This window comes from Clostridioides sp. LIBA-7678 (genome assembly GCF_056716065.1).
Genome location: NZ_CP196987.1, coordinates 1,121,694 through 1,146,595 on the forward strand (window position 1 = coordinate 1,121,694; position 24,902 = coordinate 1,146,595).

The following is a 24,902-nucleotide window of genomic DNA, read 5'->3' on the forward strand; positions in this document are numbered from 1 at the left end:
TGAATGTGTTAAAATATGTATAGGCGGGTATAAAAACATACATAAGAGGTGAAGATGTGTTTGAAGTAAAGAATATCACAAAAAAATTAGGTAAATTCAAGTTGAATGACATAAACTTGAAGCTAAATGAAGGGGATATTGTCGGCATTATAGGTCCAAATGGCTCAGGAAAGACGACTTTAATAAAAATTATAATGGGAATTATTGATGCAGATGAAGGAGAAATTAAACTTTGTGATGAGACTATTGACGATTCTCCAATAAGTTTTAAAAACAATATTGGTTTTGTATATGATTCTTTACAATTTTATCCACACTTAAAGGTTAAAGAATTTAGAAGAATAGTATCATTGTTTTATAGTGATTTTGATAGAGAAAGATTTGATGAATATCTTAAAAAATTTGATATAGAAGAAAATATGCATATTAAGAATTTATCTAAAGGTCAATCTGAGAAACTTATGTTGTCAAATGCACTTAGTCATAATGCTAAATTATTGATTTTGGATGAGCCAACTGCCGGAATAGACCCAATTGTAAGGTCTGAAATAATGCAGTACTTAAAAGATTTCGTAAAAAATGGAAACAGCAGTGTAATAATTTCTACTCATAACACTGATAATTTAATTAAAGTTGCTGATTATCTCGTTTTTATAAACAAAGGAAATCAGATTTTTACAGTTAAGAAAGATTTAATAGAACAGGAATATAAAATAATTAGAGCAAATAAAGCAGAATTAGAAGAAATTAAAGAAAATATAGTTGGGGTAAAAGAGTATAAATATTATAATGAGGCACTTGTTAAAGTTGGAGACAGTTTGAAAATAAAAAGTTTGTTGGTAGAAATTGATAAGCATAAGGTCAAAAATCCTACTATAGAAGAACTAATGTATTATTATGTAAATGAGGTGAAATAATGTTTAATTTAATAAGGAAAGATTTAATAATAGGAATTAGTTCAGATGGTATACGGAATTTAAAGTACATAGTATTATTTTTTGTTTTTTATTTTTTCCTTAATTCAATTTCATATTATACAGTAAGTATTGTTGTGAGTTATCTAATGTTTATAAATACATTTGAGTGTGATTATGAAAATGATTCAAGGATTTTTATAAGAAGTATGCCAGTTAGTATAGAAGATATAGTATACTCAAAATATTTATTAGGTGTGGGTTTAATAATTTCTGTAACAATAGTTGTGTCTTTAATAAGTAAATTGACATCACTAGTATTTTTCAGAAATATGGTTTTAAATGATGTATTTTTCTCTATAAATATATTCTTAGCAATTTTAGCGATTTTACTTCCTTTAATTTTTAAATTTGGATATGGCAAAATGAAAGTTTGTAGTCTAATAATAAGTATTTTAATCTACTTTGCATATGGGGGTCTTTTAAAGACGATTAGCATGGTTGTATATCAAGTAAAGCATTTTAATTATAGTAAAATTGGAGGAGTATATCTTTCAAATTATGTAACTGATATGGTTAATACTAAATACATAAACCTGTATAGCATTACGTTTTTAACAATAATAATTTTTATAATATCGATGTATTTTTCTATTAAGATTTCAAAAAAGAATAAGTTTAATTATTAAAATTTAAATTAATATTATAGCACAATAGCACAAAATATAAGGAGACTAGAAATGAATAAGTTTATAAAGGTTTCATTTTTTATTTTTGGGATTTTTACACTATTCATAGCTATAAATAAATTAGTATATAGAGATATGGTAAGTGTCAAAGATTATGAAATAAATCATTTAGAGGAAATTGGTTTTGATTTTGATAGCAGGAGAAGTAGAGATGTTGGTACTATTGTAAGATTTAAAATAAGTAATAATAGTAGATATAGTTATAGGCTAAGAAGTGCTAAAATGAAGTTTGAAAACTGTGTAGAAAATAAAAAAGGAATAAATAAATGTTCTTCATATGTAAATATAGATTTATCTAATGAAAAAAATTCTGTAACTGAAAAAACTCTAAAATATGGAATAAAGCCAAATAATCAAGGTTATGTTGACTTTATAATTCCAAAAGGGTTAAGTTTTGATTATAGATACTTTAATCAGTCTGGCATGAGTGTCGAATATAAGGGAGAATACATTGTCAATATTCCAATGGCAGAAGGTTTATATTTAGTAGTTGGCAAAAATAATGATGTATGGAACTCTACTATTATGGAATAATTTTTAAAAATTGAAAAATCAACCAATCATATATATAATTAAGAATAATATGAGGTTTATAAACATTCAGATTAGGAGGGGTATTTGATGTCAATAAGTAATGTAAGAGAGTATTTTAAAGGATTTGGAAGAGAAGAAAGTATATTGGAGTTTGAACAATCTAGTGCTACTGTAGAGCTTGCAGCTGAAGCAGCAGGTGTTATTCCAGCAAGGATAGCTAAGACACTTTCATTTAAGATAGGTGATGATGCAATATTAATTGTAACAGCTGGAGATGCTAAGATTGATAATAAGAAATATAAGGCTGAATTTAGTTGTAAAGCAAAGATGTTAACACCAGAAGAAGTGCTAGAGTTTACTGGACATGCTATTGGAGGTGTTTGCCCATTTGGTTTAAAGAATCCTTTAAAAGTTTATTTAGATGACTCAATGAAAAGATTTGATACAGTGTTTCCTGCATGTGGAAGTAGTAATTCTGCAATAGAACTTACTTGTGATGAAATGGAGAAGTTCTCTAATTGTGAAAAATGGGTAGATGTTTGTAAGAATTGGTAAAAAATATAGTAAATTATAGTAGAAGTTTGTAAAAAACTATCCCTGTATAAATCGTATACAGGGATAGTTTTTTTGATGAAATATTTATAAATCTAATGGGAAAATCTAATTTAAACTAATAATCCAAAATAAAGTTAAAAAATTCTGATTTTTCTTCTAAATTAAAAAAAAATGACAAAAAAATGGAAAAAATGTAGTAAATATTGTTAAAAAAATAATTAGAAATTATTGAAAAATTATCCTTTGAGTGATACTATTATAAATGTAAGATATTTAAAAAACAAAATAATCATAAAAAAGCAAGATTATTTAGCTCTATTAAAATAATTTTGATATGAGAAAAAATTTTTATATGGGTTAAAAATAGTAGTGAAAGTAGCAATGTATATACTCTTTACTATTGAAATACCCTAAAAGTAAATATCATAAACAAATTATTTTATCTATGACCATTGTGAGAGAAGTCTTATTTTAGCTTGAAATTTCACAAAATTCCAAAAAGCGAGATTTTTTTTAAGTGTAGTTGATTTTAAATTAACAATTTATAATTAAATTAATGTCATAATTGGTTAGTATAATTGCATATAAATATAGAGCTGACTTTAATTAAGGTTATAAATTTCTCGACGTATGTTCAAATACTTTATTATAGATGTGCCGAGATTTTAATTAATAAATGAAAATAAAATATTTATAAAATACTGAGGAGGCTATTATGGATTTAAATTCTAAAAAATATCAGATGCTTAAAGAGTTATATGCAAGCTTCGCTGAAAATGAAGTTAAACCTTTAGCAACAGAACTTGATGAAGAAGAAAGATTTCCATACGAAACAGTGGAAAAAATGGCAAAAGCAGGAATGATGGGTATACCATATCCAAAAGAGTATGGTGGAGAAGGTGGAGATACTGTAGGATACATAATGGCAGTTGAAGAATTGTCTAGGGTTTGTGGTACTACAGGAGTTATCTTATCAGCTCATACATCTCTTGGTTCTTGGCCTATATATCAATATGGTAACGAAGAACAAAAACAAAAATTCTTAAAGCCATTAGCAAGTGGGGAAAAATTAGGAGCATTTGGTCTTACTGAACCTAATGCTGGAACAGATGCGTCTGGACAACAAACAACTGCTGTTTTAGATGGAGATGAATACATACTTAATGGCTCAAAAATATTTATAACAAATGCAATAGCTGGTGATATATATGTAGTGATGGCAATGACTGATAAGTCTAAAGGGAACAGAGGAATATCAGCATTTATAGTTGAAAAAGGAACTCCTGGATTTAGCTTTGGGGTTAAAGAAAAGAAAATGGGTATAAGAGGTTCTGCTACTAGCGAATTAATATTTGAAGATTGCAGAATACCTAAAGAAAATTTACTTGGAAAAGAAGGACAAGGATTTAAGATAGCGATGTCTACTCTTGATGGTGGTAGAATTGGTATAGCAGCACAAGCTTTAGGTTTAGCACAAGGAGCTCTTGATGAAACAGTTAAATATGTAAAAGAAAGAGTACAATTTGGTAGACCACTATCAAAATTCCAAAATACACAATTCCAATTAGCTGATATGGAAGTTAAAATACAAGCGGCTAGACATCTTGTATATCAAGCAGCTATAAACAAAGATGAAGGAAAACCTTATGGAGTAGAAGCAGCGATGGCAAAACTATTTGCAGCTGAAACAGCTATGGAAGTTACTACAAAGGCTGTACAACTTCATGGTGGATATGGATACACTCGTGACTATCCAGTAGAAAGAATGATGAGAGATGCTAAGATAACTGAAATATATGAAGGAACTAGTGAAGTTCAAAGAATGGTTATTTCAGGAAAATTATTAAAATAGATAAATACAATATACACAATAGGTCGATATTAAAATAGATATGGAGGAAGGATTTATGAATATAGTCGTTTGTATAAAACAAGTTCCAGATACAACAGAAGTTAAACTAGATCCTAATACAGGTACTTTAATTAGAGATGGAGTACCAAGTATAATAAACCCTGATGATAAAGCAGGTCTAGAGGAAGCTATAAGATTAAAAGAAGAAATGGGTGCTCATGTAACTGTTATAACAATGGGACCTCCTCAAGCAGATATGGCTTTAAAAGAAGCTTTAGCAATGGGTGCAGATAGAGGAATATTATTAACAGATAGAGCATTTGCAGGTGCTGATACTTGGGCGACTTCATCAGCATTAGCAGGAGCATTAAAAAATATAGATTTTGATATTATAATAGCTGGAAGACAGGCTATAGATGGAGATACTGCACAAGTTGGTCCTCAAATAGCTGAACATTTAAAACTTCCATCAATAACATATGCTGAAGAAATAAAAACTGAAGGTGAATATGTATTAGTAAAAAGACAATTTGAAGATTGTTGTCATGACTTAAAAGTTAAAATGCCATGCCTTATAACAACTCTTAAAGATATGAACACACCAAGATACATGAAGGTTGGAAGAATATACGATGCATTTGAAAATGATGTAGTAGAAACTTGGACTGTAAAAGATATAGAAGTTGACCCTACTAATTTAGGTCTTAAAGGTTCTCCAACTAGTGTATTTAAATCATTTACAAAATCAGTTAAACCAGCTGGCACAATATACAATGAAGATGCAAAAACATCAGCTGGAATTGTAATAGATAAATTAAAAGAGAAGTTTATCATATAATTTAAGGGGGGATAAAGAATGGGTAACGTTTTAGTAGTAATAGAACAAAGAGAAAATGTAATTCAAACCGTTTCTTTAGAATTGCTAGGAAAGGCTACAGAAATAGCAAAAGATTATGATACAAAAGTTTCTGCATTACTTTTAGGAAGTAAAGTAGAAGGTTTAATAGATACATTAGCACACTATGGAGCAGATGAAGTAATTGTAGTTGATGATGAAGCTTTAGCAGTGTATACAACTGAACCATATACAAAAGCAGCTTATGAAGCAATAAAAGCAGCTGACCCAATCGTTGTACTATTTGGAGCAACTTCAATAGGTAGAGATTTAGCTCCTAGAGTATCTGCTAGAATACATACAGGACTTACTGCTGACTGTACAGGTCTTGCAGTAGCTGAGGATACAAAATTATTATTAATGACAAGACCTGCTTTTGGTGGAAATATAATGGCAACAATAGTTTGTAAAGATTTCAGACCTCAAATGTCTACAGTTAGACCAGGAGTTATGAAGAAAAATGAAATCGATGAAACTAAAGAAGCTGTAATCAATCGTTTTAAAGTAGAATTTACTGAAGCTGACAAATTAGTTCAAGTTGTAGAAGTAATAAAAGAAGCTAAAAAACAAGTTAAGATAGAAGATGCTAAGATACTAGTTTCTGCAGGACGTGGAATGGGTGGAAAAGAAAACTTAGACGTACTTTATGAATTAGCTGAAATCATAGGTGGAGAAGTTTCTGGTTCTCGTGCCACTATAGATGCAGGATGGTTAGACAAAGCAAGACAAGTTGGTCAAACTGGTAAAACTGTAAGACCAGACCTTTATATAGCATGTGGTATATCTGGAGCAATACAGCATATAGCTGGTATGGAAGATGCTGAGTTTATAGTTGCTATAAACAAAAATCCAGAAGCTCCAATATTTAAATATGCTGATGTTGGTATAGTTGGAGATGTTCATAAAGTACTTCCAGAACTTATCAGTCAATTAAGTGTTGCAAAAGAAAAAGGTGAAGTTTTAGCTAACTAATTTCTTGGGGAGGATATTATGAGTACAAGTGATGTTAAAGTTTATGAGAATGTAGCTGTTGAAGTAAATGGAAATATATGCACAGTGAAAATGAATAGACCTAAAGCCCTTAATGCAATAAATTCTAAAACTTTAGAAGAACTTTATGAAATATTTGTAGATATTAATAATGATGAAACTATTGATGTTGTAATATTGACAGGGGAAGGAAAAGCATTTGTAGCTGGAGCAGATATTGCATATATGAAAGATTTAGATGCTGTAGCTGCTAAAGATTTTAGTGGCCTAGGAGCAAAAGCTTGTGGAGAAATAGAAAATAGCAAAAAAGTAGTAATAGCTGCTGTAAATGGATTTGCTTTAGGTGGAGGATGCGAACTTGCAATGGCATGTGATATAAGAATTGCATCTGCTAAAGCTAAATTTGGTCAACCAGAAGTAACTCTTGGAATAACTCCAGGATATGGAGGAACTCAAAGACTTACAAGATTGGTTGGGATGGCAAAAGCAAAGGAACTAATCTTTACAGGTCAAGTTATAAAAGCTGATGAAGCTGAAAAAATAGGGCTAGTAAATAGAGTAGTTGAGCCAGAAGTTTTAATGGAAGAAGTTGAAAAATTAGCTAAGGTAATAGCTAAAAATGCTCAACTTGCAGTTAGATACTCTAAAGAAGCAATACAACTTGGTGCTCAAACTGATATAAATACTGGAATAGATATAGAATCTAATTTATTTGGTCTTTGTTTCTCAACTAAGGACCAAAAAGAAGGAATGTCAGCTTTTATTGAAAAAAGAGAAGCGAACTTTATAAAAGGGTAAAAAATCTAATTAAAAATATATTTGCTGTTAACTAGATTAAATAAATATTTTAATCTAGTTAGCAGAATATAAATACTAAAATAACAGGAGGTTATAACTATGAAATTAGCTGTAATAGGTAGTGGAACTATGGGAAGTGGTATTGTACAAACTTTTGCAAGTTGTGGTCATGATGTATGTTTAAAGAGTAGAACTCAAGGTGCTATAGATAAATGTTTAGGCTTATTAGATAAAAATTTAACTAAGTTAGTTACTAAAGGAAAAATGGATGAAGCTACAAAAGCAGAAATATTAAGTCATGTTAGTTCAACTACTAACTATGAAGACTTAAAAGATATGGATTTAATAATAGAAGCATCTGTGGAAGATATGAACATAAAGAAAGATGTTTTCAAATTATTAGATGAGTTATGCAAAGAAGATACTATTTTAGCAACAAATACTTCATCTTTATCTATAACAGAAATAGCTTCTTCTACTACTAGACCAGATAAAGTTATAGGAATGCATTTCTTCAATCCAGTTCCTATGATGAAATTAGTTGAGGTTATAAGCGGTCAGTTAACATCAAAAGTTACTTTTGATACAGTATTTGAACTATCTAAGAGTATCAATAAAGTGCCAGTAGATGTATCTGAATCTCCTGGATTTGTAGTAAACAGAATACTTATACCTATGATAAATGAAGCTGTTGGTATATATGCAGATGGCGTTGCAAGTAAAGAAGAAATAGATGAAGCTATGAAATTAGGAGCAAACCATCCAATGGGACCACTAGCATTAGGTGACTTAATAGGATTAGACGTTGTTTTAGCTATAATGAATGTTCTATATACTGAATTTGGAGATACTAAGTATAGACCACATCCACTTTTAGCTAAAATGGTTAGAGCTAATCAGTTAGGAAGAAAAACTAAGATAGGATTCTATGATTACAATAAATAAGAGGTTAGAAATTTAAATAGTATTGTTTAAGAAATAATTTCGGAAATCTGATAAAAATCTAATTTAATGGGGGTAATGAATATGAGAGAAGTAGTAATTGCCAGTGCAGCTAGAACAGCAGTAGGAAGTTTTGGAGGAGCATTTAAATCAGTTTCAGCAGTAGACTTAGGAATAACAGCTGCTAAAGAAGCTATAAAAAGAGCGAATATAACTCCAGATATGATAGATGAATCACTTTTAGGAGGAGTACTTACAGCTGGTCTTGGACAAAATGTAGCAAGACAAATAGCATTAGGTGCAGGAATACCAGTAGAAAAACCAGCTATGACTATAAATATAGTTTGTGGTTCTGGATTAAGATCTGTTTCAATGGCATCTCAACTTATAGCATTAGGTGATGCTGATATAATGCTAGTTGGTGGAGCTGAAAACATGAGTATGTCTCCTTATTTAGTACCAAGTGCTAGATACGGTGCAAGAATGGGTGATGCTGCTTTTGTTGATTCAATGATAAAAGATGGATTATCAGACATATTCAATAACTACCACATGGGTATTACTGCTGAAAATATAGCAGAACAATGGAATATAACTAGAGAAGAACAAGATGAGCTAGCTCTTGCAAGCCAAAACAAAGCTGAAAAAGCTCAAGCTGAAGGAAAATTTGACGAAGAAATAGTTCCAGTTGTTATAAAAGGTAGAAAAGGCGACACTATAGTAGATAAAGATGAATATATAAAAGCTGGTACTACAATGGAGAAACTTGCTAAATTAAGACCAGCATTTAAGAAAGATGGAACAGTTACTGCTGGTAACGCATCAGGAATCAATGATGGTGCTGCTATGTTAGTAGTAATGGCTAAGGAAAAAGCTGAAGAATTAGGAATAGAGCCTCTTGCTACTATAGTTTCTTATGGAACAGCTGGTGTTGACCCTAAGATAATGGGATATGGACCAGTTCCAGCAACTAAAAAAGCTTTAGAAGCTGCTAATATGACTATAGAAGATATAGATTTAGTTGAAGCTAATGAAGCATTTGCTGCTCAATCTATAGCTGTAGTAAAAGACTTGAATATAGACATGGCTAAAGTTAATGTTAATGGTGGAGCAATAGCTATAGGGCATCCAATAGGTTGTTCAGGAGCAAGAATACTTACTACACTTCTATATGAAATGAAGAGAAGAGATGCTAAAACTGGTTTAGCTACACTTTGTATAGGTGGTGGAATGGGAACTACACTAATAGTTAAAAGATAGTTCTAAATTATAATCTTTTAAAATTAAATATTTAAACATGAATGTAACCTGTAAGAGTAACTATTCGTTATTCTTACAGGTTTTTATAGTTAAAAATAATTATTATCTATTAAACAAAAATAGTGTAAAATATATAATATCATGATTTTGAAGATATAAAAGAAAGTAGGTAAAGGATTGTTTAAAAAAGAAAATCAAAGATATAATATAATATCATATACAAATGAAGAAGAAATGACTTTAAAAGAAGTTTTATTGGACAAACTGAATTTCTCAGTTAGGTCATTATCAAAAATGAAGAGAGAAAAGAGTGTTCTAGTAAATGGAGTATATAAAAAACCAAGCATAAAAGTATATTGTGGTGATTTGATAGAGGTAAAAATAGAAGAAGAAAAAGCAAAATTTGAACCTCAAGATTTAAATTTGCAAATAATATATGATGACTTTGATATAATCATGGTAAATAAACCTCCATTTATGGTAGTTCATCCAACCAAAAGCCACTATGATAAAACAATAGCAAATGGTGTCAGTTACTATATAGATAATCAAAAGGAAAATGTAAAAATACGATTTGTAAATAGGTTAGATATGAATACATCAGGACTTGTCATAGTAGCAAAAAATGCTTATGCACATCACACTTTGTCTATAGCAATGAGTGAAAATAAGGTTAAAAAAACTTATATAACAGTAGTTGATGGAATTATAGAAGAAGATGAAGGAACTATAAATGAACCGATTTATAGACAAACAGAGGACTCCATAAAGAGAATAATAGATGAAAGAGGACAGGTATCTATTACTCATTATAAGGTGATAGAGAGATTAAAAAATGCAACTGTACTAGAAGTAAGTTTAGAAACTGGTAGAACACATCAAATAAGGGTTCATATGGCTCATATAGGGCATGGAATAATAGGTGATGAGTTATATGGTTGTGTAGATGAAAATCTTATAGATAGGCAAGCACTTCATGCTTATGAGTTGGAGTTTGAGCAACCAAGAACAAAAGAAAAATTGAAATTTAAAGCAGATATACCAAAGGATATGAAAGAGTTAATATCGAAATTAAGATAATGGGGTGATATATATGATAATACATAAATTTATAATACATGTTTTGGATAAAAATAGTGATGTTCCAATATTAAATGATTTTGAAGGCAAGGTTAATCAAGAAGTGGATGGATTTTTTCAAAAAGCTATAAAGAGAATTGCGAAAGATGAGGATTTAAGAAAAGGTATTTTTAAAGATTATAATGATAATTTAATTAAGAATTGTTGTGAGCAAATAATATATGATGAAAGTTCTTTTTTAAAAAACTCTAAAGAAATTGCATCTTACTTGTTTGATGTTATGAAAATCAATGCTGCATTAGAATCTTGTGATTTGGCAATTTGTTTATATACTATTAAAGATGAAAAGAGTGTAGCTATATTAAAATTAGATTATAAAAAATTGTATACTCATTCAATTGAATTTGTAGATGATAAATTCAATATTCAAATGGTTTCAAATGAAATTGGTATTCCAGAGACTCTAAGACAAAAACAAGGAGCTTTAATTAGTTTAAGTGGAATGAATGATGAGTTTCATCTAAGACTTTTAGATAAAGATGCAGAAAAAGAAGGGTCAGAATCAAAGTTTGTTACAGAATTTTTAAATGCTAAAAAAATTGATGACGATAAGTATAAAACAAAAGTGTTTAAAAACACAGCTGAAAATTGGATAACGAATGCCCTTAGTAATGATATAAAACAAGCAGAGGATGTAAGAAGTATATTAAACTATACATTGAAGGAAAAACATGAGGTTGATATAAATGACTTTGTTGATAATTCAATTAAAGATGATGAGCTAAAGGATAGCTTCAAAGAACACATGGAAGAAAAAGGTCTTGATGAAGGTTTTAGTATAGATAAGAAATGGGTTGAGAAAAAGCTTAAAAAAAGAAGTATAAAAACAGATAATGGGTTTGATATAAAAGGAAATTTAACTGATTTTGAAGACCCAATGAAATATACTGTAAAACAAAATCAAGATGGAACCATAGATATAGTAATAAAGAATGTAACATTTTATGAAGAAAAGTAACTTTAATTTGAGTAATTTATATATGAAAATTGAATATTTTCTATAATTGTAAATAAACGTAATATAGTCTGTGTAAACTTCGATATAAATTATTATATAGAAGTTTACACAGACTATTTATATTTGTAGACAAAACAATATTATTTGTTTTCTTCGATATATTTACATATATCACCGATACATTTAAAATTCTCAGCTTCTTCGTCTGGTATTTCTATTCCAAATTCGTCTTCAAGGGCCATTATAATTTCAACAGCATCTAGTGAATCAGCTTCTAAGTCATCCATTAAAGACGCTTCCATAGTTATCTCATCTAAATTGTCTACCCCTAATTGTTCTGCTATTATTTCTTTTATTTTTTCAAACATTTTAAGCCTCCTAAAGCAGTTTTAATTAATTTTAATGTTAGTTTAATATAATATCGAGAATTTTTCAATATGGAATCCATAAAAAATAATAAAATTTTATAAAGGTAGTAATAAAGTATTATTTGATGAATAAACTTTATTGATAACAAATATAACTTAGGAGGAAATGCTATGAAATATGTAGGACTATTACTAGCATCAGTAGGAATGTTTTTACTTATAGCAGTAAATTTTTACTATAATTCAATAACTTTAGATATGCAACGTATAGAGGATTATGTAATGGAAACCAATTTAATCCTTGAAGATGTAGCTGAAAAAGAAAGCTATGTATCTAATGAAAAAGAAGATTACATATCAAGATTAATGCATGTGAAGAAAGGGATAGAAAGTTCAAAAACATCCTTCTTGATAGAAAGATATAAAGAGTACAAAGTAAAATCAATAGAAAGTTTAATTTATACTATATCAGAAGAAAAAAAAGACTATCTAGATGAAGTTGATAGATACAATAAACTGGGCGAAAAAGAAATAAATAAACTAATCAATAAAAACTTTTTAGAAGTAACTTATCTGTCTATTACTACATATATTTAATTAAAGAGACAGAACTTAGTCTCTTAATGATTCAAGGAGGATTAGTTATGACAAAATTAGAAGACAATATGGAACGTTTCTTTGGAGGATGCGAAGGTTTTTTTAGTAATAAAATGTTGATAATAATAGTTGTAGTATTCTTATTATTATGTACAGACATTTTAGAAGACTTATTATGCGATGACAATATATGGATATGGGTTATACTAATAGTATTGTTGTTATTTAACTTCGATGATGGTTGTTGTTGCTAAAAAATATTGATTATTAAATAGGCAAAGCCAGTAACTTATACAAGTTGTGGTTTTGCCTTTTTTAGTTTAGGTTATAAGATGAATGTACAAACCTTACTTTTTTAGGATGAGAAAAAATTAAAAAAATAATGAAAATACATTAGCAAAATGGAAACCAAATGCATAGTATATGTTAGGAGCGAAAAGCTCAACAAAATATCAACAGGAGGTAACGTGGAATGTTAGATAGATTCTTTGGAGAAGAAGGATGTTTTGGTGGAGGAGGATGGTGGATAATAGTACTATTCTTCCTATTCTTAGCTTTTGGAGAAAGCTGGGCAGAATTTGACATAATGGCATGGATACCATTCCTAATAGTTTTATTAATACTTTGCTGCTGTGGTGGATGCTTAGAGTAAAGATAGTAGTTACTAAAATAAGGAGGGCTTTGTTATGTTAGATAGATTTTTTGGAGAAGAAGGATGCTTTGGTGGAGGAGGATGGTGGATAATAGTACTATTCTTCCTATTCTTAGCTTTTGAAGATTGCTGGAGAGATATTGACATAATGTCATGGATACCTTTCTTAATACTATTATTAATAACTTGTTCATGTGGTGGATTCTTTGATGGTGATGGAGGCTGTGGCTGCGGTTGCTAATACTAATATCATTAAAGTGGAAAAATGCTGGTATAAAATACCAGCATTTTTTTATTTTGTTTTTTAATATGATTTAAATTAATAATGAATATTATTAAATTTGTTGAATATAGGGTATAATATAAAATATAATGTATTTAAATGTACTTGCTTTTATGGTAAAATAAAAACTTATATAAATATAGTTAAAATAGGAACCTTCATAAATTTGGTTCAGTTTTAGATAAATTTAGTAAAATAAGGAGGATGAAGATGAAAGGCAATATAACGATAAAAGATGTTGCTAAACAAGCAGGCGTGTCAATATCTACAGTATCTAGAGTTATAAATGATTCAAAACCTGTGACTGATGAAGTCAAACAAAAAGTTTTAGAGGTTATAAAAGAAACTGGATATATACCAAATCCGCTTGCGAGAAGTTTAGTAACTAAGAAGAGTCAATTAATAGGGGTAATAGTTCCAGAAGTTTCAGATTCTTTTGTTAATGAGGTATTAAATGGGATAGAGGAAGTTGCTAAAATGTATGATTATGACATCCTTTTAGCTAATACATACTCTGATAAAGAACAAGAACTTAAGAGTATAAATCTATTGAGAGCAAAACAAGTGGAAGGTATAGTTATGATTTCATGGGTGGTTGAACAAGAACACATCAACTATATACAAAATTGTGGTATACCAGCAACATATATAAGTAAAACTGCTAGAGATTATGATATATATACAGTAAGTACTAGTAATAAAGAGGCTACTTTTGATATGACAGAACATCTTATAAAGAAAGGTCATGAAAAGATAGCTTTTATAATGACGAGTAAAGATGATACTGTTTTAGAGATGGAGAGACTCTCAGGTTATGAGAAAGCACTTTCAAATAACAACATAGAATTAGAACAGAGTTTAATTAAATATGGTGGAACTGATTATGAAAGTGGATACAACAGTATGAAAGAATTATTAGATGATGGAATAATACCTCACGCAGCTTTTGTAACAGGTGATGAGGCCGCTATAGGTGCTATAAATGCTATCTGTGATGCTGGATATAAAGTTCCAGAAGATATATCAGTTGCAGGATTTAATGATGTTAAGATAGCTAAAATGTATAGACCTAAACTTACTACAGTATATCAACCTTTATATGATATGGGAGCAGTAGCAATAAGAATGGTTATAAAATTAATAAATAAAGAAATAATTGAAAATAAAAAAATAGAATTACCTTATAGAATTGTTGATAGAGAAAGTGTTATAGAAAGAAAAAAATAAAACTATTAAAGTAAATCAGGTAGCGCTTAAAGCACTACCTGATTTTTTATGTCAATAATATCAAATTTAAGAATAGTTTAAAAAAATAATTGTTTTAATATCTAAATGGTTTACTTTTTATTTATTCATGAGGATTGGATTTCTTAGTTTTCTTAAATAAACCTTTAGATTTTTTTTGTTGACCATTTGGTGTATTTTTTGGTGCAGGTGAACTTGGTTTACCTTTAGTAGGTTTAGTTTTCTTAGTCTTAGTTGCCTTAGTATCTCTTTGAGTTTCTGCATCTGAGATTTTTTCCATTATATTGTCTAATTTTTTACGTTGATTTTCATCTAAAAATGCTTTGAATTTTGATACTACTTCATCTCTTCCATCCAAGTTTTTACCTATCTTTATAAGTTCCTCCATAAGTTCGTTTTCTGACTTTCCTTTGTAATTATCAGCAATCTTTTCTATCTTATCCTTGTCAATATTTTTTTGTTTAGCCATTTTTTCTAATGACTCTGTATCTAATTTTTTCATAAAAAAACCCCTTTCTATAAATATATATTGAATTATATTCATACTATTTATATATAGAAATAATATTGAAGTGGTGAATTGTGAGTGATATATAATATAAATAAAAATTCTTATAGATAATATATATGCACTGAGCTTTAAAAATGGAACATTAAAATATGAAAAACATACTTTAATATAGGGCAATTATATAATATAAGGGGGAATTGTCTTGAATAATTTACTATTTTTGATTGGAGTGATTGCATTGAGTAATGGTAATATCTCTATATTTGATGATAAAAATAAATCAAAAGGAAATAATAGAGTTAGAAAAAACAAAAAAAATGCAAATGATAAACTATCACAATCTACACATGGAAATTTAAGGTTTGATGCAAATGATATAAAAAGAGGTTTAAGGCTTATGGATTTGAGTGAAGAAGATTTAGAAATGGGAATGGAAATAATAACTAGAACTAAAAAATACATGTCAAGAGATGAAAGAAAAATACTAATAAAAATAGAAAGTGTTTTAGACTTAGTTAGAGGCATAAAAAAATTAAATAATATAGATTTAGTAGATACAGAAGATGAGACAGATTTTTTCAGAAAAATGGATAGTGATGATAAAAAGAATATGATGATAAAAGAAATTATAGATGTATTCCCAGAAAAAAGAAAAAATTCAGTTGAAAAAGCTATAGGAATGAAAAAGAAAATAGACTTATTTGCAGAATTATTTTTGCCAGATGACTTTGGAGAAGGTGGATTCAGTCTAAGTTCTTTGGCAAATATAAATAATCTAGGAAGCATGAGTAATCTTAAATTGCTTGGTAGCCTTTTAAGAGGTGATGATAACAATGAAGATGAAGATAACAATGAAGAATTAGATTATGAGGATGAGGAATCAGATTATGAAGATGAAGAAGATTGTGAGGACGATGAATCAAACTATGATGAAGAGCTAATAGACGAAAATGAAATATATGATGAAGAATTAATTGAAGGTGAGGAAACATACTCTGAAGATGTCGAAAATGATGAAAATATAGTGCATGATGAAGAATTATATAATGTAAATGAGCAAAAATCTGAGCGTAATTATAATGAAAAAAATACTAAGAATAGAACTAAGAGAAAGAGATAATTTAACTAACTACATAAAGAGAAAAGGAAGAAAAAGTAAGACTAGAATAAGTTTATCTTAATTACTATATAAAACCACTTTAAAAAATTCGAAATTTATTATATAATAATAGTATGAAATCCTGAAACATACGATAAGGCTTTTTTAAATTCAACCTACAAATGAAATACGGGAGACCGTGTCTAGTAAATTATAACATGCCTGTTTAGTTTGGACGTTAAAAGTTACTGGCAAGTCACCCACCTGGGAGTGCCTAGGGTGTGAATTTACTTAGCCACCGGTGTTTCGGGACAAAAAAAGTGCTACTATTTCAAATAGTAGTACTTTTTTTATTAAAATGCATTTTTCTACTAAATATATCTAATTATTGATAAATTTAAAAAGCTAAGTAACAATTAAGTTTATAAGAGCATAGTATTAATTAGGCTTCAAAAAGCCGAAGACTTAATTACAATAGCTTACAGGGAGGGCAATGAAAAATGCAAGATTATAAAAAAAATAAAAGAAGAATGATAAATCAGCCAATGCCTACAATTAGTGAGGAAGAAGTGTATACAGAGGAAATGAGTTCAGAAGATATGAGAGGATTTAAAAAATCTCATCATCACAATAATGGATGTAATAATGATAATAAGTGTGAATGTCATGATGATTGCAAACCTAATCCATGCAAACCTAACCCATGCAATCCATGCAAACCTAATCCATGTGATGACCATTGTGAATGCCATGACCATTGTAAATGTGATTGTGAACCATGCCAAATGGATTCTGATGAATGTTTTGAAAACAAATGTGGACCAGATTGCTGTAATCCTATATCACCAAAAAACTTCTCTGTATCAAATGCAGTGCCATTTGCAATAGAGGCTAGTAGAATATTTGATACTATGCAATTCCAAACATTTACAGATGCAACTGGACCAAATGGAGAGCCATTAACTTTTGAAACAGAAGTAGTAGAAGTATTTGGTTCAGTTCCAAGTGCAGGTCAAGCAAGTGTAACTATAGAAAAAATATGCTTAAGTAATGATGGAATAGTTATAGACACAGGAATGACAACTTTAGAAGATTTCGATTTAGACCCATTAGGAGATATAGTAGGAAGAAATTGTGAAACAACTTTTGAATTTGCAGTATGTGGTGAAAGAAACGCTGAATGTTGTAGACAAGGAAAAGGCAAATCAGTAGCTTATAAACAAAGAGGATTAACTGTAGCAGTTCGTAATTTAGTATTAGAGCTAAGAGGTAGATGTGGATGTACAGAATTCGTTGCATTAGCTTTCCCAGCAGTCAGAGCAGGAGGTGGATGTAAGAGAAGAGTTGATTATGTAGAATTTACTTTTAACACACTTTCAGCACCAATATGCTTACCAGCTGACGGAAGAGCTGTTACTCTAAGACAAGAATATCAAACTAACTTAACTGTAGATTGTATAGGAAAATCTATATTAAAATTAGAATGTAACGAATGTTGTGAACCTTTCTATGAATTAATAATACCAAATGATATAGATTTAGTACTTTGCTTACAAGAAACAGTTAGCACATTAATAAGTGAACAAATAGTAGTTTTAGCATCACCAAATCCAATCCAACCAAGACTTGTTGATACTTTCTCTAAAGTATGTGATTTTTCGCAATGTGGACCTCATCATGGAAGTGGAAAGCCTAGTTGCCACAGATAGATAGGTAGATATATAGACAGTTTAAATTATAAATAAAAATCATCTTAAGGAAGGCTACCAATGTAAATTATTTACTTTGGTAGCCTTCACGTTTTTATAACTAGTGTATAGATTTTAGTGATTTAAAAAGTACTATAGTATGTAATAGACAAGTAAATATTGATACTATTGTCATTGTGTATATATATGCATAGATATTAAGTCCAGGTATAGGAAGAAATATGTATAGAGCCACAAGTTGAATTAACATACCAGTGATAGTATTTATACTTGAAGCCAACTCTTTTCTTATTGAATGTAAAATGCCAGACAGAGTTTGGTTTAATGACATAAATAGTGGAACTAAAAACATAGCTTTTAAATATTCTCCAGCAAGTTTATTTTTAAATACTAGTACACACAAATCTTTTCCAAAGAAATAAAAAAATATTGATGATAGTATACCTACAAACAAAGTTAGAAGTACAGAGTATTTGATTTTTTTCAATACACTCTTACGTTTTCTTAAAGCCATTTCTTGAGATATAGTAGGTATCAAGTTTACAATAAGTGCTGAACCAACAGTAAAAGGTAAAAATATAAAAGGCATTACCATTCCGCTGACAACACCATACATACTTAATGACTGCTGATAAGTCATTCCTGATAATGCTAATCTTGATGGTATCATCATAGAGCTGATAGACTGTAAAAGTATGTTTGACATTCTATTGCAAGTTATGGGAATGGACATTTTTAATGTTTCCATTGAAGAATTATAAAAATCTTTAATACTTATAATATACCTATTGTCAAATGATGAATCTCTCCATAAGCAAATAAGCATGAATATAATATTACTCAATTCACCAATCGATATACCTAATAGGGCAATATAACAATTCATAGATTTATTATTTATGTACATAACCAGTAAAAAAACGAATAGAATTTTACCAATTTGTTCAATAATTTGTCCAATAGCAGGGATTTTTACATTCTTTATACCATAATAATATCCTCTTAGTACATTTGAAAGAGTTATTATAACTATCGCAGGACAAACTGCTAGTATAAATAGATTTAATTTGGCATCTTTTAAAAACTTAAGTGATAAAAAAGAACTATTAAAAGATGCAACTATAGATATAACTAGCGCTACGAAAAATGATATATATAAAGTTGATATAAATAAAGCATTAGTGTTGTGTCTATCGTTTAAAGCTTTTCTCTTTGCGACTAAACAACTAAGTGCAGTAGGTATGCCTGTTGTTGTAACAGCTAAGCAAATCATTAAAAAGTTAAAAATCATATGGTAAATACCTAGACCTGTTTCGCCTAAAGCCCTTGATAAGAATATTTTATATAAAAAGCCAAATATCCTTACAATAAAATTAGATATAAATAGAATAACTGTTGATAGTACTAAATAAGGTACTTTCAAAAAAATCACCTCCTTATCTTTTAAATATATTCACAAGGAGGCGTAAAAATTTATAATTTTATAAATTCTGGTTTCAATTTATTAAATTTAGATACATATTTAAAGCCCATATTTTTTAGCAGTGTATATATGTAATCGAATTCATAGGCAATTTGACTTACATGATGTGAATCTGAACCTGTAGTTATGATTTCTCCTCCTAAGTCTTTATACATTTGAAGGATATATCTAGATGGAGTCAAATCTGGAAGGTTGTATCTGTAGCAAGATGTATTTATCTCAATACCTTTACCATCATAAATAGCTTGTTTAAGAATTTCCTCAATTATATCAGAAAACAATCTATCATCTAAAATAGTATCATAAGGAGCATATCTTTTAATTAAATCTAAGTGACCTAAAATAGAGTAATCCTTGTAATTTTTAACAATATTATATAAGTAAAGGTAGTAATTTTCATAAACTTCATGCTGAGTTTTATCTTTAAAATAGCTACCAAGATATAAGTCCATTGTATCTATAGCATGGATAGAACATATTATAAAGTCTAATGGATATTGATTAGCTTCTTTTCTATAGGTATCCATTAATTGAGTCTGAACTCCAAACTCAATTCCCTTTTTTATTGATATTTTATCCTTATATTTATTTTGAAGAGTTTCTAGACTTTTAAAATAATCTTCATAGACAATTGAGAAAGAATCATCAGCATAAACATCATAATCAACATGGTCTGTGAAACAAATTTCGTTTAAACCAAGTTCAATAGATTTTTTTATCATTTCTTCCATTGTAGATTTTCCATCAGTAGAGAAACTTGAGTGCATGTGATAGTCGTAAAACATAAATATTTCCCCTTTTTATAAAAATTTTGGTATTATATATACATACTAAATAATATCAAATATATGGGAAAGCATCAATAAAATATAAATACAATGAGCGGTGATAAATGTGGAAAAATACAGAATAGATTTAAGTGAAAAGAAGTTAACTAAATATATACAGATATTTAATCATATAAAAGAATTGATAATAGATAAAGAGCTAGTTGAACATGAAAAACTGCCTCCAATAAGAAAACTATCAGAATTTCTACAAGTAAATAATACTACTATAGTTAAAGTATATGAGCTTTTAGAGAATGAAGGGTATGTATATAAAATTGTAGGTAGTGGAACATTCGTGTCAAGTTCAAATTCTTATAAAAGTGGTGTAGACAACAGAAAAAATAAAAATATTGTACAAAGAGATGATTTAATTCATTTTGACAATGGAAATCCATCTAATGATATGTTTCCTATTGATTCATTTAAAAATGCTGTAAATATGGCATTATCTAAAGATGGCAGTTCGATATTTGATTATGATGAAGGTCTTGGCTCTGAAGAATTAAGAGAAAAGATGGTAGAGTATCTAAGTGATGGAAGTATAAAAACGACTAAAGAAAATATTCAAATAATATCAGGTGCTCAACAGGGTATAGATATAGTTTGTAAAGGGCTTATAAGTTATTCAGATGTTGTCTTTATGGAGGAACCTTCTTATAATGGAGCGATTGAAGTGTTCAAAAGTAGAGGTGCAAAAATAATATCTATACCTATGTTAGATGATGGAATTGATATAGGTATTTTAAAATTAAAATTGGAAAAAATAAAACCAAGACTTATATATATTATGCCTAATTTCCAAAATCCAACAGGAATATCTTATTCAACATATAAAAAAAAGAAGTTAATAGAACTGGCAGAAGAACATGATTTTTATATAATTGAAGATGATTTTATAAGTGATTTTACATTTGAATCAAAAGACAATAGGACTGTTAGAAGTTATGATGACAAAAATAGAGTGGTGTATATAAAGAGTTTTTCAAAAATACTTATGCCGGGTCTTAGGATAGGAATTGTAGAAATGCCAAATGAACTGCTAAAAAAAGTTTTATGGGCTAAATACTCTTCAGATATATCAACACCAGGCCTTATTCAAAAATCAATGTATTACTATATGGAGAATTTTGATTGGAAAATTTATTTAAGCCATATAGAGAAGATATATACTGATAAGTACAAATTGGCAAAAAGCTTGATTAATAATAAATTGAGTGGTAAATTAAAAGTTAGAAAATCTTGTGGAGGAATAAACTTTTTTTTAGAATTACCAAGAGGATATACATCCCAAGCATTTACAAGCTTTATGTTGAACAAGGGTGTGTCTATGCTTCCAGGAACTTATTTTTTTGACAATTTAGTAGATGATAGATTTTTTAGGATAAACATAGCTCGTCCAAGCATGGAAGAGTTAGAAAAAGGAATAACCATAATCAGTGATAATATAGATGAATTTTTTTGTGAATATAAAAACAAGTTAGATATAAAAAGCAATAAATTATTTTATTAAATAAATAGAAGTCTTTAGGAGGAAAACATGTTTGACAAAAAGAAATTAGATAGGATTAATGAATTAGCAAAAAAAAATAAAGAGGGAGTTCTTTCAGATGATGAAATCAAAGAAAGAGAACTTTTAAGAAAGGAATACTTAGAAAATTTTAGGGCACACTTTAAATCAAGACTTGACAGTGTCAAGGTGGTTTCACCAGAGGAATATGAACAATATATGAAAAATAATAAAAATTAAAACTTAATAGGAGGAAAACATGAACTTAAAGCATGAATTTAAGAATGCATGGGATGTTGAAAGAAAAGAAAATGCTATTGAACAAGTTATGCAATATTCTCGCAATTATATGGATTTTTTAAGTAAATCAAAAACTGAAAGAATTTCAGTAAAAGAAATTATAAAATTAGCTAAAGAAAATAATTACATTTCAATAGATGAAGCTATGGAAAAAGGAAGTATAGGTAGTGGTGACAAAATTTATGTTATAAATAAAGACAAGGCAGTAGCACTTTTTGTAATAGGCAAAAATTATATAGAAAAAGGTATGAAAATTATAGGAAGTCATATAGATGCTCCAAGATTGGATTTAAAACCAAATCCACTATATCAAGAAGGAAATCTAGGTTTTTTTAAAACTCATTATTATGGAGGAATAAAAAAATATCAATGGACAGCTATTCCTCTTGCTTTACATGGTATAGTTATATTAAATGATGGAACGAAAGTTGACATATCTGTTGGAGAAGAAGAAAGTGACCCAGTATTTTGTGTAACTGATTTATTAGTTCATTTAGCTGGAGACCAAATGCAAAAGAAATTATCTGAAGGAATTAGTGGTGAAGCTTTAAATATATTAATTGGTAATATGCCTTTAAATGATGAAGAAAAAGAGCCTATAACAGCAAATATATTAAAGCTTTTAAATGAGAAGTATAGTATAGTTGAAGAAGACTTATTAAGTGCTGAAATTGAAGTAGTTCCAGCTGGGAAAGCTAGAGATTTAGGTTTTGATAGGTCAATGGTATTAGGGTATGGTCATGATGATAGGGTATGTTCATATGCTGCTGTGAAGGCCATATTAGAAACTGAACAACCCGAATTTACATCAGTTACATTGTGTGTGGATAAAGAAGAAGTTGGTTCTCAAGGAAATACAGGTATGCACTCAAAGTTTTTTGAAAATACTGTAGCTGAATTAATTGCTTTGGAAGGTGATTACTGTGATATTAAAGTAAGAAGAGCTCTAGCAAACAGTAAGGTTTTATCAGCTGATGTCGCTGCTGGATATGACCCAAATTTTAGAGAAGCGTATGAAAAGAGAAATTCCGCATATATGGGAAATGGGATAGTTTTAAATAAGTATACTGGTTCAAGAGGTAAAGGCGGATGCAATGATGCAAATGCAGAATTTATGTCAGAAGTAAGAAGAATTTTTAATGAAGGAAATGTAGTATGGCAAACTGCTGAACTTGGAAAAGTTGACCAGGGAGGCGGTGGAACTATAGCCTATATATTGGCCAATCAAGGTGCAGAGGTTATAGATTGTGGTGTTGGAGTTCTAAACATGCATGCACCATATGAGATTGTTTCTAAGGTAGATATATATGAGATGTATAAGGGATATAAGGCATTTTTTAATATCAATTTGTAAATAAATATAAGAATAATAAGTGAATAAAGGCTGTTGTATAAACAATTTTAAATTGTTATACAATGGTCTTATTTTTTTTGTAAAATAATAAAATAAATTGACAACGATTTCATCTTGTTATAATATGTAATAAAGAACTTGTTATATAATGTTATAAAAATGTTACATAGGGAGGTGAACAAAATGGATGAAAAGAAACAAAGAAAAGAGATGGATTTAGAAGTAAATTCATTTGTTCCTTTATATCAACAGCTGTATGACAACATAAAAAAACAAATAGCATCTGGTATATATAAGCCAGGAGATAAACTCCCATCTGAAGGAGACTTATGCAAAGAATTTAATATAAGTCGTATAACTGTGAGAAATGCACTGAATGAACTTGTGAAAGAAGATATACTGTGTAAAAAACGTGGTAAAGGAACGTATGTAACGATACCAGAGAGAATAGAAGCTACATGTGCAGGAAATAGTTTTACTAATTCTTGTCATCGTATTAATGCAAAACCAAGTACACAAATAATATCTGTTTTAATAAAAAAAGCTGATAAACAAGTTGCTGAGGCTTTAAGTATTGAGTTAGAAGAGAAGGTAATATGTATTAAAAGACTTCGATTAATAGATGAAGTACCTGTTATCTTTGAAGTTGATTATTTTAGGATAGATTATATGTTTTTATTAAAAGAAGAGTTAGAAGATAAATCTTTAATGGAAGTTATATCTAATAATATAAGTACATTACCTAAGCGTGTAGAAAATATATTTGAAGTAAAACATTCAAACAAAGAATATTCCAACCATCTTAAGTGTGCAAGTAATATGCCATTATTGAAAGTAAGACAATCAGTGTATACAGAGAATAATGATGTTTTATATTATAATGAACAATTTATAAGAAGTGACAAGTATAAATATGCAGTATCAGCAGAAATATAGTCTATATTTAGTAGGAGGACAGATATGAGAAAAATAATATTAGCATCTCATGGAGAATTTTCAAAGGGTCTTTTAGATTCAGTAAAAATGATAGTAGGAGATTTAGCAAATTGTGTTAGTTCATATAGTTTGTATCCTGGCCAAAGTGCTTCAGATTTTGCCTTAGAATTAGAAAAAATAATATTAGAAGATAAAGAATGTGAATACATAATTTTATCTGATTTATATGGTGCGAGTGTATGCACTGCAATGTTGAGATTAACTAACTTACATAATGTTAATTTATTCTCTGGAATGAACTTGAATATGGTATTAGAACTTCTTACAAGATTTTCTGATAAATTGACAGCTAAAGATGTAGAAGAATTAGTGAAAGAATCTAGAATGGGAATACAAAGTGTGACATTACAAATTAAAGAAGAAGAAGAGGTATTTTAGTTT

At 29.1% G+C, this 24,902-nt stretch carries 28 protein-coding genes and 1 other RNA gene; 25 read left to right on the forward strand and 4 right to left on the reverse strand.

Going from position 1 to position 24,902, the window contains the following annotated elements:
- Nucleotides 1-56 precede the first annotated feature (56 nt).
- From ACTG46_RS05375 to ACTG46_RS05430, 12 genes are all read left to right on the forward strand, one after another.
- Entirely contained in the window at nt 57-917 is an 861-nt protein-coding gene (locus tag ACTG46_RS05375) for an ABC transporter ATP-binding protein (protein WP_054269599.1), read from the forward strand.
- Nucleotides 917-1,603 (forward strand): ABC-2 transporter permease, encoded by a 687-nt coding sequence (locus tag ACTG46_RS05380; protein ID WP_054269600.1) that lies wholly within the window; start codon nt 917-919, stop codon nt 1,601-1,603. Before ACTG46_RS05375 ends, ACTG46_RS05380 begins: the two co-directional genes overlap by 1 nt.
- Nucleotides 1,604-1,654: 51 nt before the next feature.
- Complete coding sequence (locus ACTG46_RS05385; protein ID WP_479923736.1) at nt 1,655-2,197, forward strand: hypothetical protein; 543 nt, start codon at nt 1,655-1,657, stop codon at nt 2,195-2,197.
- Between the two features lie 87 nt (nt 2,198-2,284).
- Nucleotides 2,285-2,752 carry a YbaK/EbsC family protein gene (locus ACTG46_RS05390; RefSeq protein WP_054269602.1) on the forward strand — a complete coding sequence of 156 codons (468 nt, stop codon included), beginning with the start codon at nt 2,285-2,287 and terminating at the stop codon, nt 2,750-2,752.
- A gap of 715 nt (nt 2,753-3,467) precedes the next feature.
- The gene (locus ACTG46_RS05395) at nt 3,468-4,604 is read left to right on the forward strand and encodes an acyl-CoA dehydrogenase (RefSeq protein WP_054269603.1); all 1,137 of its coding nucleotides are present in this window, start codon (nt 3,468-3,470) and stop codon (nt 4,602-4,604) included.
- Nucleotides 4,605-4,659: 55 nt separating this feature from the next.
- Complete coding sequence (locus ACTG46_RS05400; protein ID WP_054269604.1) at nt 4,660-5,442, forward strand: electron transfer flavoprotein subunit beta/FixA family protein; 783 nt, start codon at nt 4,660-4,662, stop codon at nt 5,440-5,442.
- 18 nt (nt 5,443-5,460) lie between these two features.
- On the forward strand, nt 5,461-6,471 hold the full coding sequence (locus tag ACTG46_RS05405; protein WP_054269605.1) for an electron transfer flavoprotein subunit alpha/FixB family protein: 1,011 nt from the start codon (nt 5,461-5,463) through the stop codon (nt 6,469-6,471).
- 18 nt (nt 6,472-6,489) lie between these two features.
- Complete coding sequence (locus tag ACTG46_RS05410) at nt 6,490-7,287, forward strand: enoyl-CoA hydratase-related protein (RefSeq protein WP_054269606.1); 798 nt, start codon at nt 6,490-6,492, stop codon at nt 7,285-7,287.
- Between the two features lie 99 nt (nt 7,288-7,386).
- Nucleotides 7,387-8,232, forward strand: a complete 846-nt coding sequence (locus ACTG46_RS05415; RefSeq protein ID WP_021383883.1) for a 3-hydroxybutyryl-CoA dehydrogenase — start codon at nt 7,387-7,389, stop codon at nt 8,230-8,232.
- Nucleotides 8,233-8,313: 81 nt separating this feature from the next.
- The gene (locus ACTG46_RS05420) at nt 8,314-9,489 is read left to right on the forward strand and encodes an acetyl-CoA C-acetyltransferase (protein WP_054276199.1); all 1,176 of its coding nucleotides are present in this window, start codon (nt 8,314-8,316) and stop codon (nt 9,487-9,489) included.
- Nucleotides 9,490-9,666: 177 nt separating this feature from the next.
- Nucleotides 9,667-10,569 (forward strand): RluA family pseudouridine synthase, encoded by a 903-nt coding sequence (locus ACTG46_RS05425; RefSeq protein ID WP_054269608.1) that lies wholly within the window; start codon nt 9,667-9,669, stop codon nt 10,567-10,569.
- Nucleotides 10,570-10,582: 13 nt separating this feature from the next.
- Nucleotides 10,583-11,587: a nucleoid-associated protein gene (locus tag ACTG46_RS05430; RefSeq protein ID WP_074179587.1), complete on the forward strand. Its 1,005-nt coding sequence runs from the start codon at nt 10,583-10,585 to the stop codon at nt 11,585-11,587.
- A gap of 140 nt (nt 11,588-11,727) precedes the next feature.
- On the opposite strand, the gene acpP is transcribed toward ACTG46_RS05430, so the two are convergent.
- Nucleotides 11,728-11,955, reverse strand: coding sequence for an acyl carrier protein (gene acpP, locus ACTG46_RS05435; RefSeq protein ID WP_003418905.1), 228 nt, complete (start codon nt 11,953-11,955; stop codon nt 11,728-11,730).
- Between the two features lie 171 nt (nt 11,956-12,126).
- Here acpP and ACTG46_RS05440 point away from each other — a divergent pair, with 171 nt between their 5' ends.
- From ACTG46_RS05440 to ccpA, 5 genes are all read left to right on the forward strand, one after another.
- Nucleotides 12,127-12,552, forward strand: coding sequence for a hypothetical protein (locus tag ACTG46_RS05440; protein WP_054269610.1), 426 nt, complete (start codon nt 12,127-12,129; stop codon nt 12,550-12,552).
- A 47-nt stretch (nt 12,553-12,599) separates the two neighbouring features.
- Nucleotides 12,600-12,806 carry a hypothetical protein gene (locus ACTG46_RS05445; protein WP_054269611.1) on the forward strand — a complete coding sequence of 69 codons (207 nt, stop codon included), beginning with the start codon at nt 12,600-12,602 and terminating at the stop codon, nt 12,804-12,806.
- A 218-nt stretch (nt 12,807-13,024) separates the two neighbouring features.
- Entirely contained in the window at nt 13,025-13,204 is a 180-nt protein-coding gene (locus ACTG46_RS05450; protein WP_054269612.1) for a hypothetical protein, read from the forward strand.
- A 34-nt stretch (nt 13,205-13,238) separates the two neighbouring features.
- Nucleotides 13,239-13,445, forward strand: coding sequence for a hypothetical protein (locus tag ACTG46_RS05455; RefSeq protein WP_054269613.1), 207 nt, complete (start codon nt 13,239-13,241; stop codon nt 13,443-13,445).
- 246 nt (nt 13,446-13,691) lie between these two features.
- Entirely contained in the window at nt 13,692-14,714 is a 1,023-nt protein-coding gene (gene ccpA / locus ACTG46_RS05460) for a LacI family transcriptional regulator CcpA (protein ID WP_479923737.1), read from the forward strand.
- A 121-nt stretch (nt 14,715-14,835) separates the two neighbouring features.
- Here ccpA and ACTG46_RS05465 read toward each other — a convergent pair whose 3' ends face one another.
- Complete coding sequence (locus ACTG46_RS05465) at nt 14,836-15,234, reverse strand: hypothetical protein (RefSeq protein WP_054269615.1); 399 nt, start codon at nt 15,232-15,234, stop codon at nt 14,836-14,838.
- A gap of 211 nt (nt 15,235-15,445) precedes the next feature.
- Between ACTG46_RS05465 and ACTG46_RS05470 the strand changes: the two genes are divergently transcribed.
- The 3 genes from ACTG46_RS05470 (at nt 15,446) to ACTG46_RS05480 (ending at nt 18,051) form a co-directional block, all read left to right on the forward strand.
- Nucleotides 15,446-16,363, forward strand: coding sequence for a hypothetical protein (locus ACTG46_RS05470; RefSeq protein WP_479923738.1), 918 nt, complete (start codon nt 15,446-15,448; stop codon nt 16,361-16,363).
- A 115-nt stretch (nt 16,364-16,478) separates the two neighbouring features.
- Nucleotides 16,479-16,659, forward strand: a non-coding RNA gene (gene ssrS / locus ACTG46_RS05475) — 6S RNA.
- Between the two features lie 183 nt (nt 16,660-16,842).
- Nucleotides 16,843-18,051 (forward strand): exosporium morphogenetic protein CdeC, encoded by a 1,209-nt coding sequence (locus ACTG46_RS05480; protein ID WP_479923739.1) that lies wholly within the window; start codon nt 16,843-16,845, stop codon nt 18,049-18,051.
- Nucleotides 18,052-18,151: 100 nt separating this feature from the next.
- Here ACTG46_RS05480 and ACTG46_RS05485 read toward each other — a convergent pair whose 3' ends face one another.
- Together ACTG46_RS05485 and ACTG46_RS05490 are read right to left on the reverse strand one after the other, a co-directional pair.
- Complete coding sequence (locus ACTG46_RS05485; protein ID WP_479923740.1) at nt 18,152-19,474, reverse strand: polysaccharide biosynthesis protein; 1,323 nt, start codon at nt 19,472-19,474, stop codon at nt 18,152-18,154.
- 50 nt (nt 19,475-19,524) lie between these two features.
- Nucleotides 19,525-20,319, reverse strand: a complete 795-nt coding sequence (locus ACTG46_RS05490) for a histidinol-phosphatase HisJ family protein (RefSeq protein WP_167640111.1) — start codon at nt 20,317-20,319, stop codon at nt 19,525-19,527.
- A gap of 109 nt (nt 20,320-20,428) precedes the next feature.
- On the opposite strand from ACTG46_RS05490, the gene pdxR reads away from it, so the two are divergent.
- The 5 genes from pdxR (at nt 20,429) to ACTG46_RS05515 (ending at nt 24,899) form a co-directional block, all read left to right on the forward strand.
- A complete protein-coding gene (gene pdxR, locus ACTG46_RS05495; protein ID WP_407813296.1) occupies nt 20,429-21,874 on the forward strand; it encodes a MocR-like pyridoxine biosynthesis transcription factor PdxR in 1,446 nt (481 codons plus the stop codon).
- Nucleotides 21,875-21,901: 27 nt separating this feature from the next.
- On the forward strand, nt 21,902-22,111 hold the full coding sequence (locus ACTG46_RS05500) for a DUF896 domain-containing protein (protein WP_054269620.1): 210 nt from the start codon (nt 21,902-21,904) through the stop codon (nt 22,109-22,111).
- Between the two features lie 19 nt (nt 22,112-22,130).
- Nucleotides 22,131-23,525, forward strand: coding sequence for an aminopeptidase (locus ACTG46_RS05505; RefSeq protein ID WP_054276205.1), 1,395 nt, complete (start codon nt 22,131-22,133; stop codon nt 23,523-23,525).
- Nucleotides 23,526-23,708: 183 nt separating this feature from the next.
- Nucleotides 23,709-24,461 carry a GntR family transcriptional regulator gene (locus ACTG46_RS05510; RefSeq protein ID WP_054269622.1) on the forward strand — a complete coding sequence of 251 codons (753 nt, stop codon included), beginning with the start codon at nt 23,709-23,711 and terminating at the stop codon, nt 24,459-24,461.
- Between the two features lie 24 nt (nt 24,462-24,485).
- On the forward strand, nt 24,486-24,899 hold the full coding sequence (locus ACTG46_RS05515; RefSeq protein WP_054276207.1) for a PTS sugar transporter subunit IIA: 414 nt from the start codon (nt 24,486-24,488) through the stop codon (nt 24,897-24,899).
- The last annotated feature ends 3 nt before the right edge of the window (nt 24,900-24,902 follow it).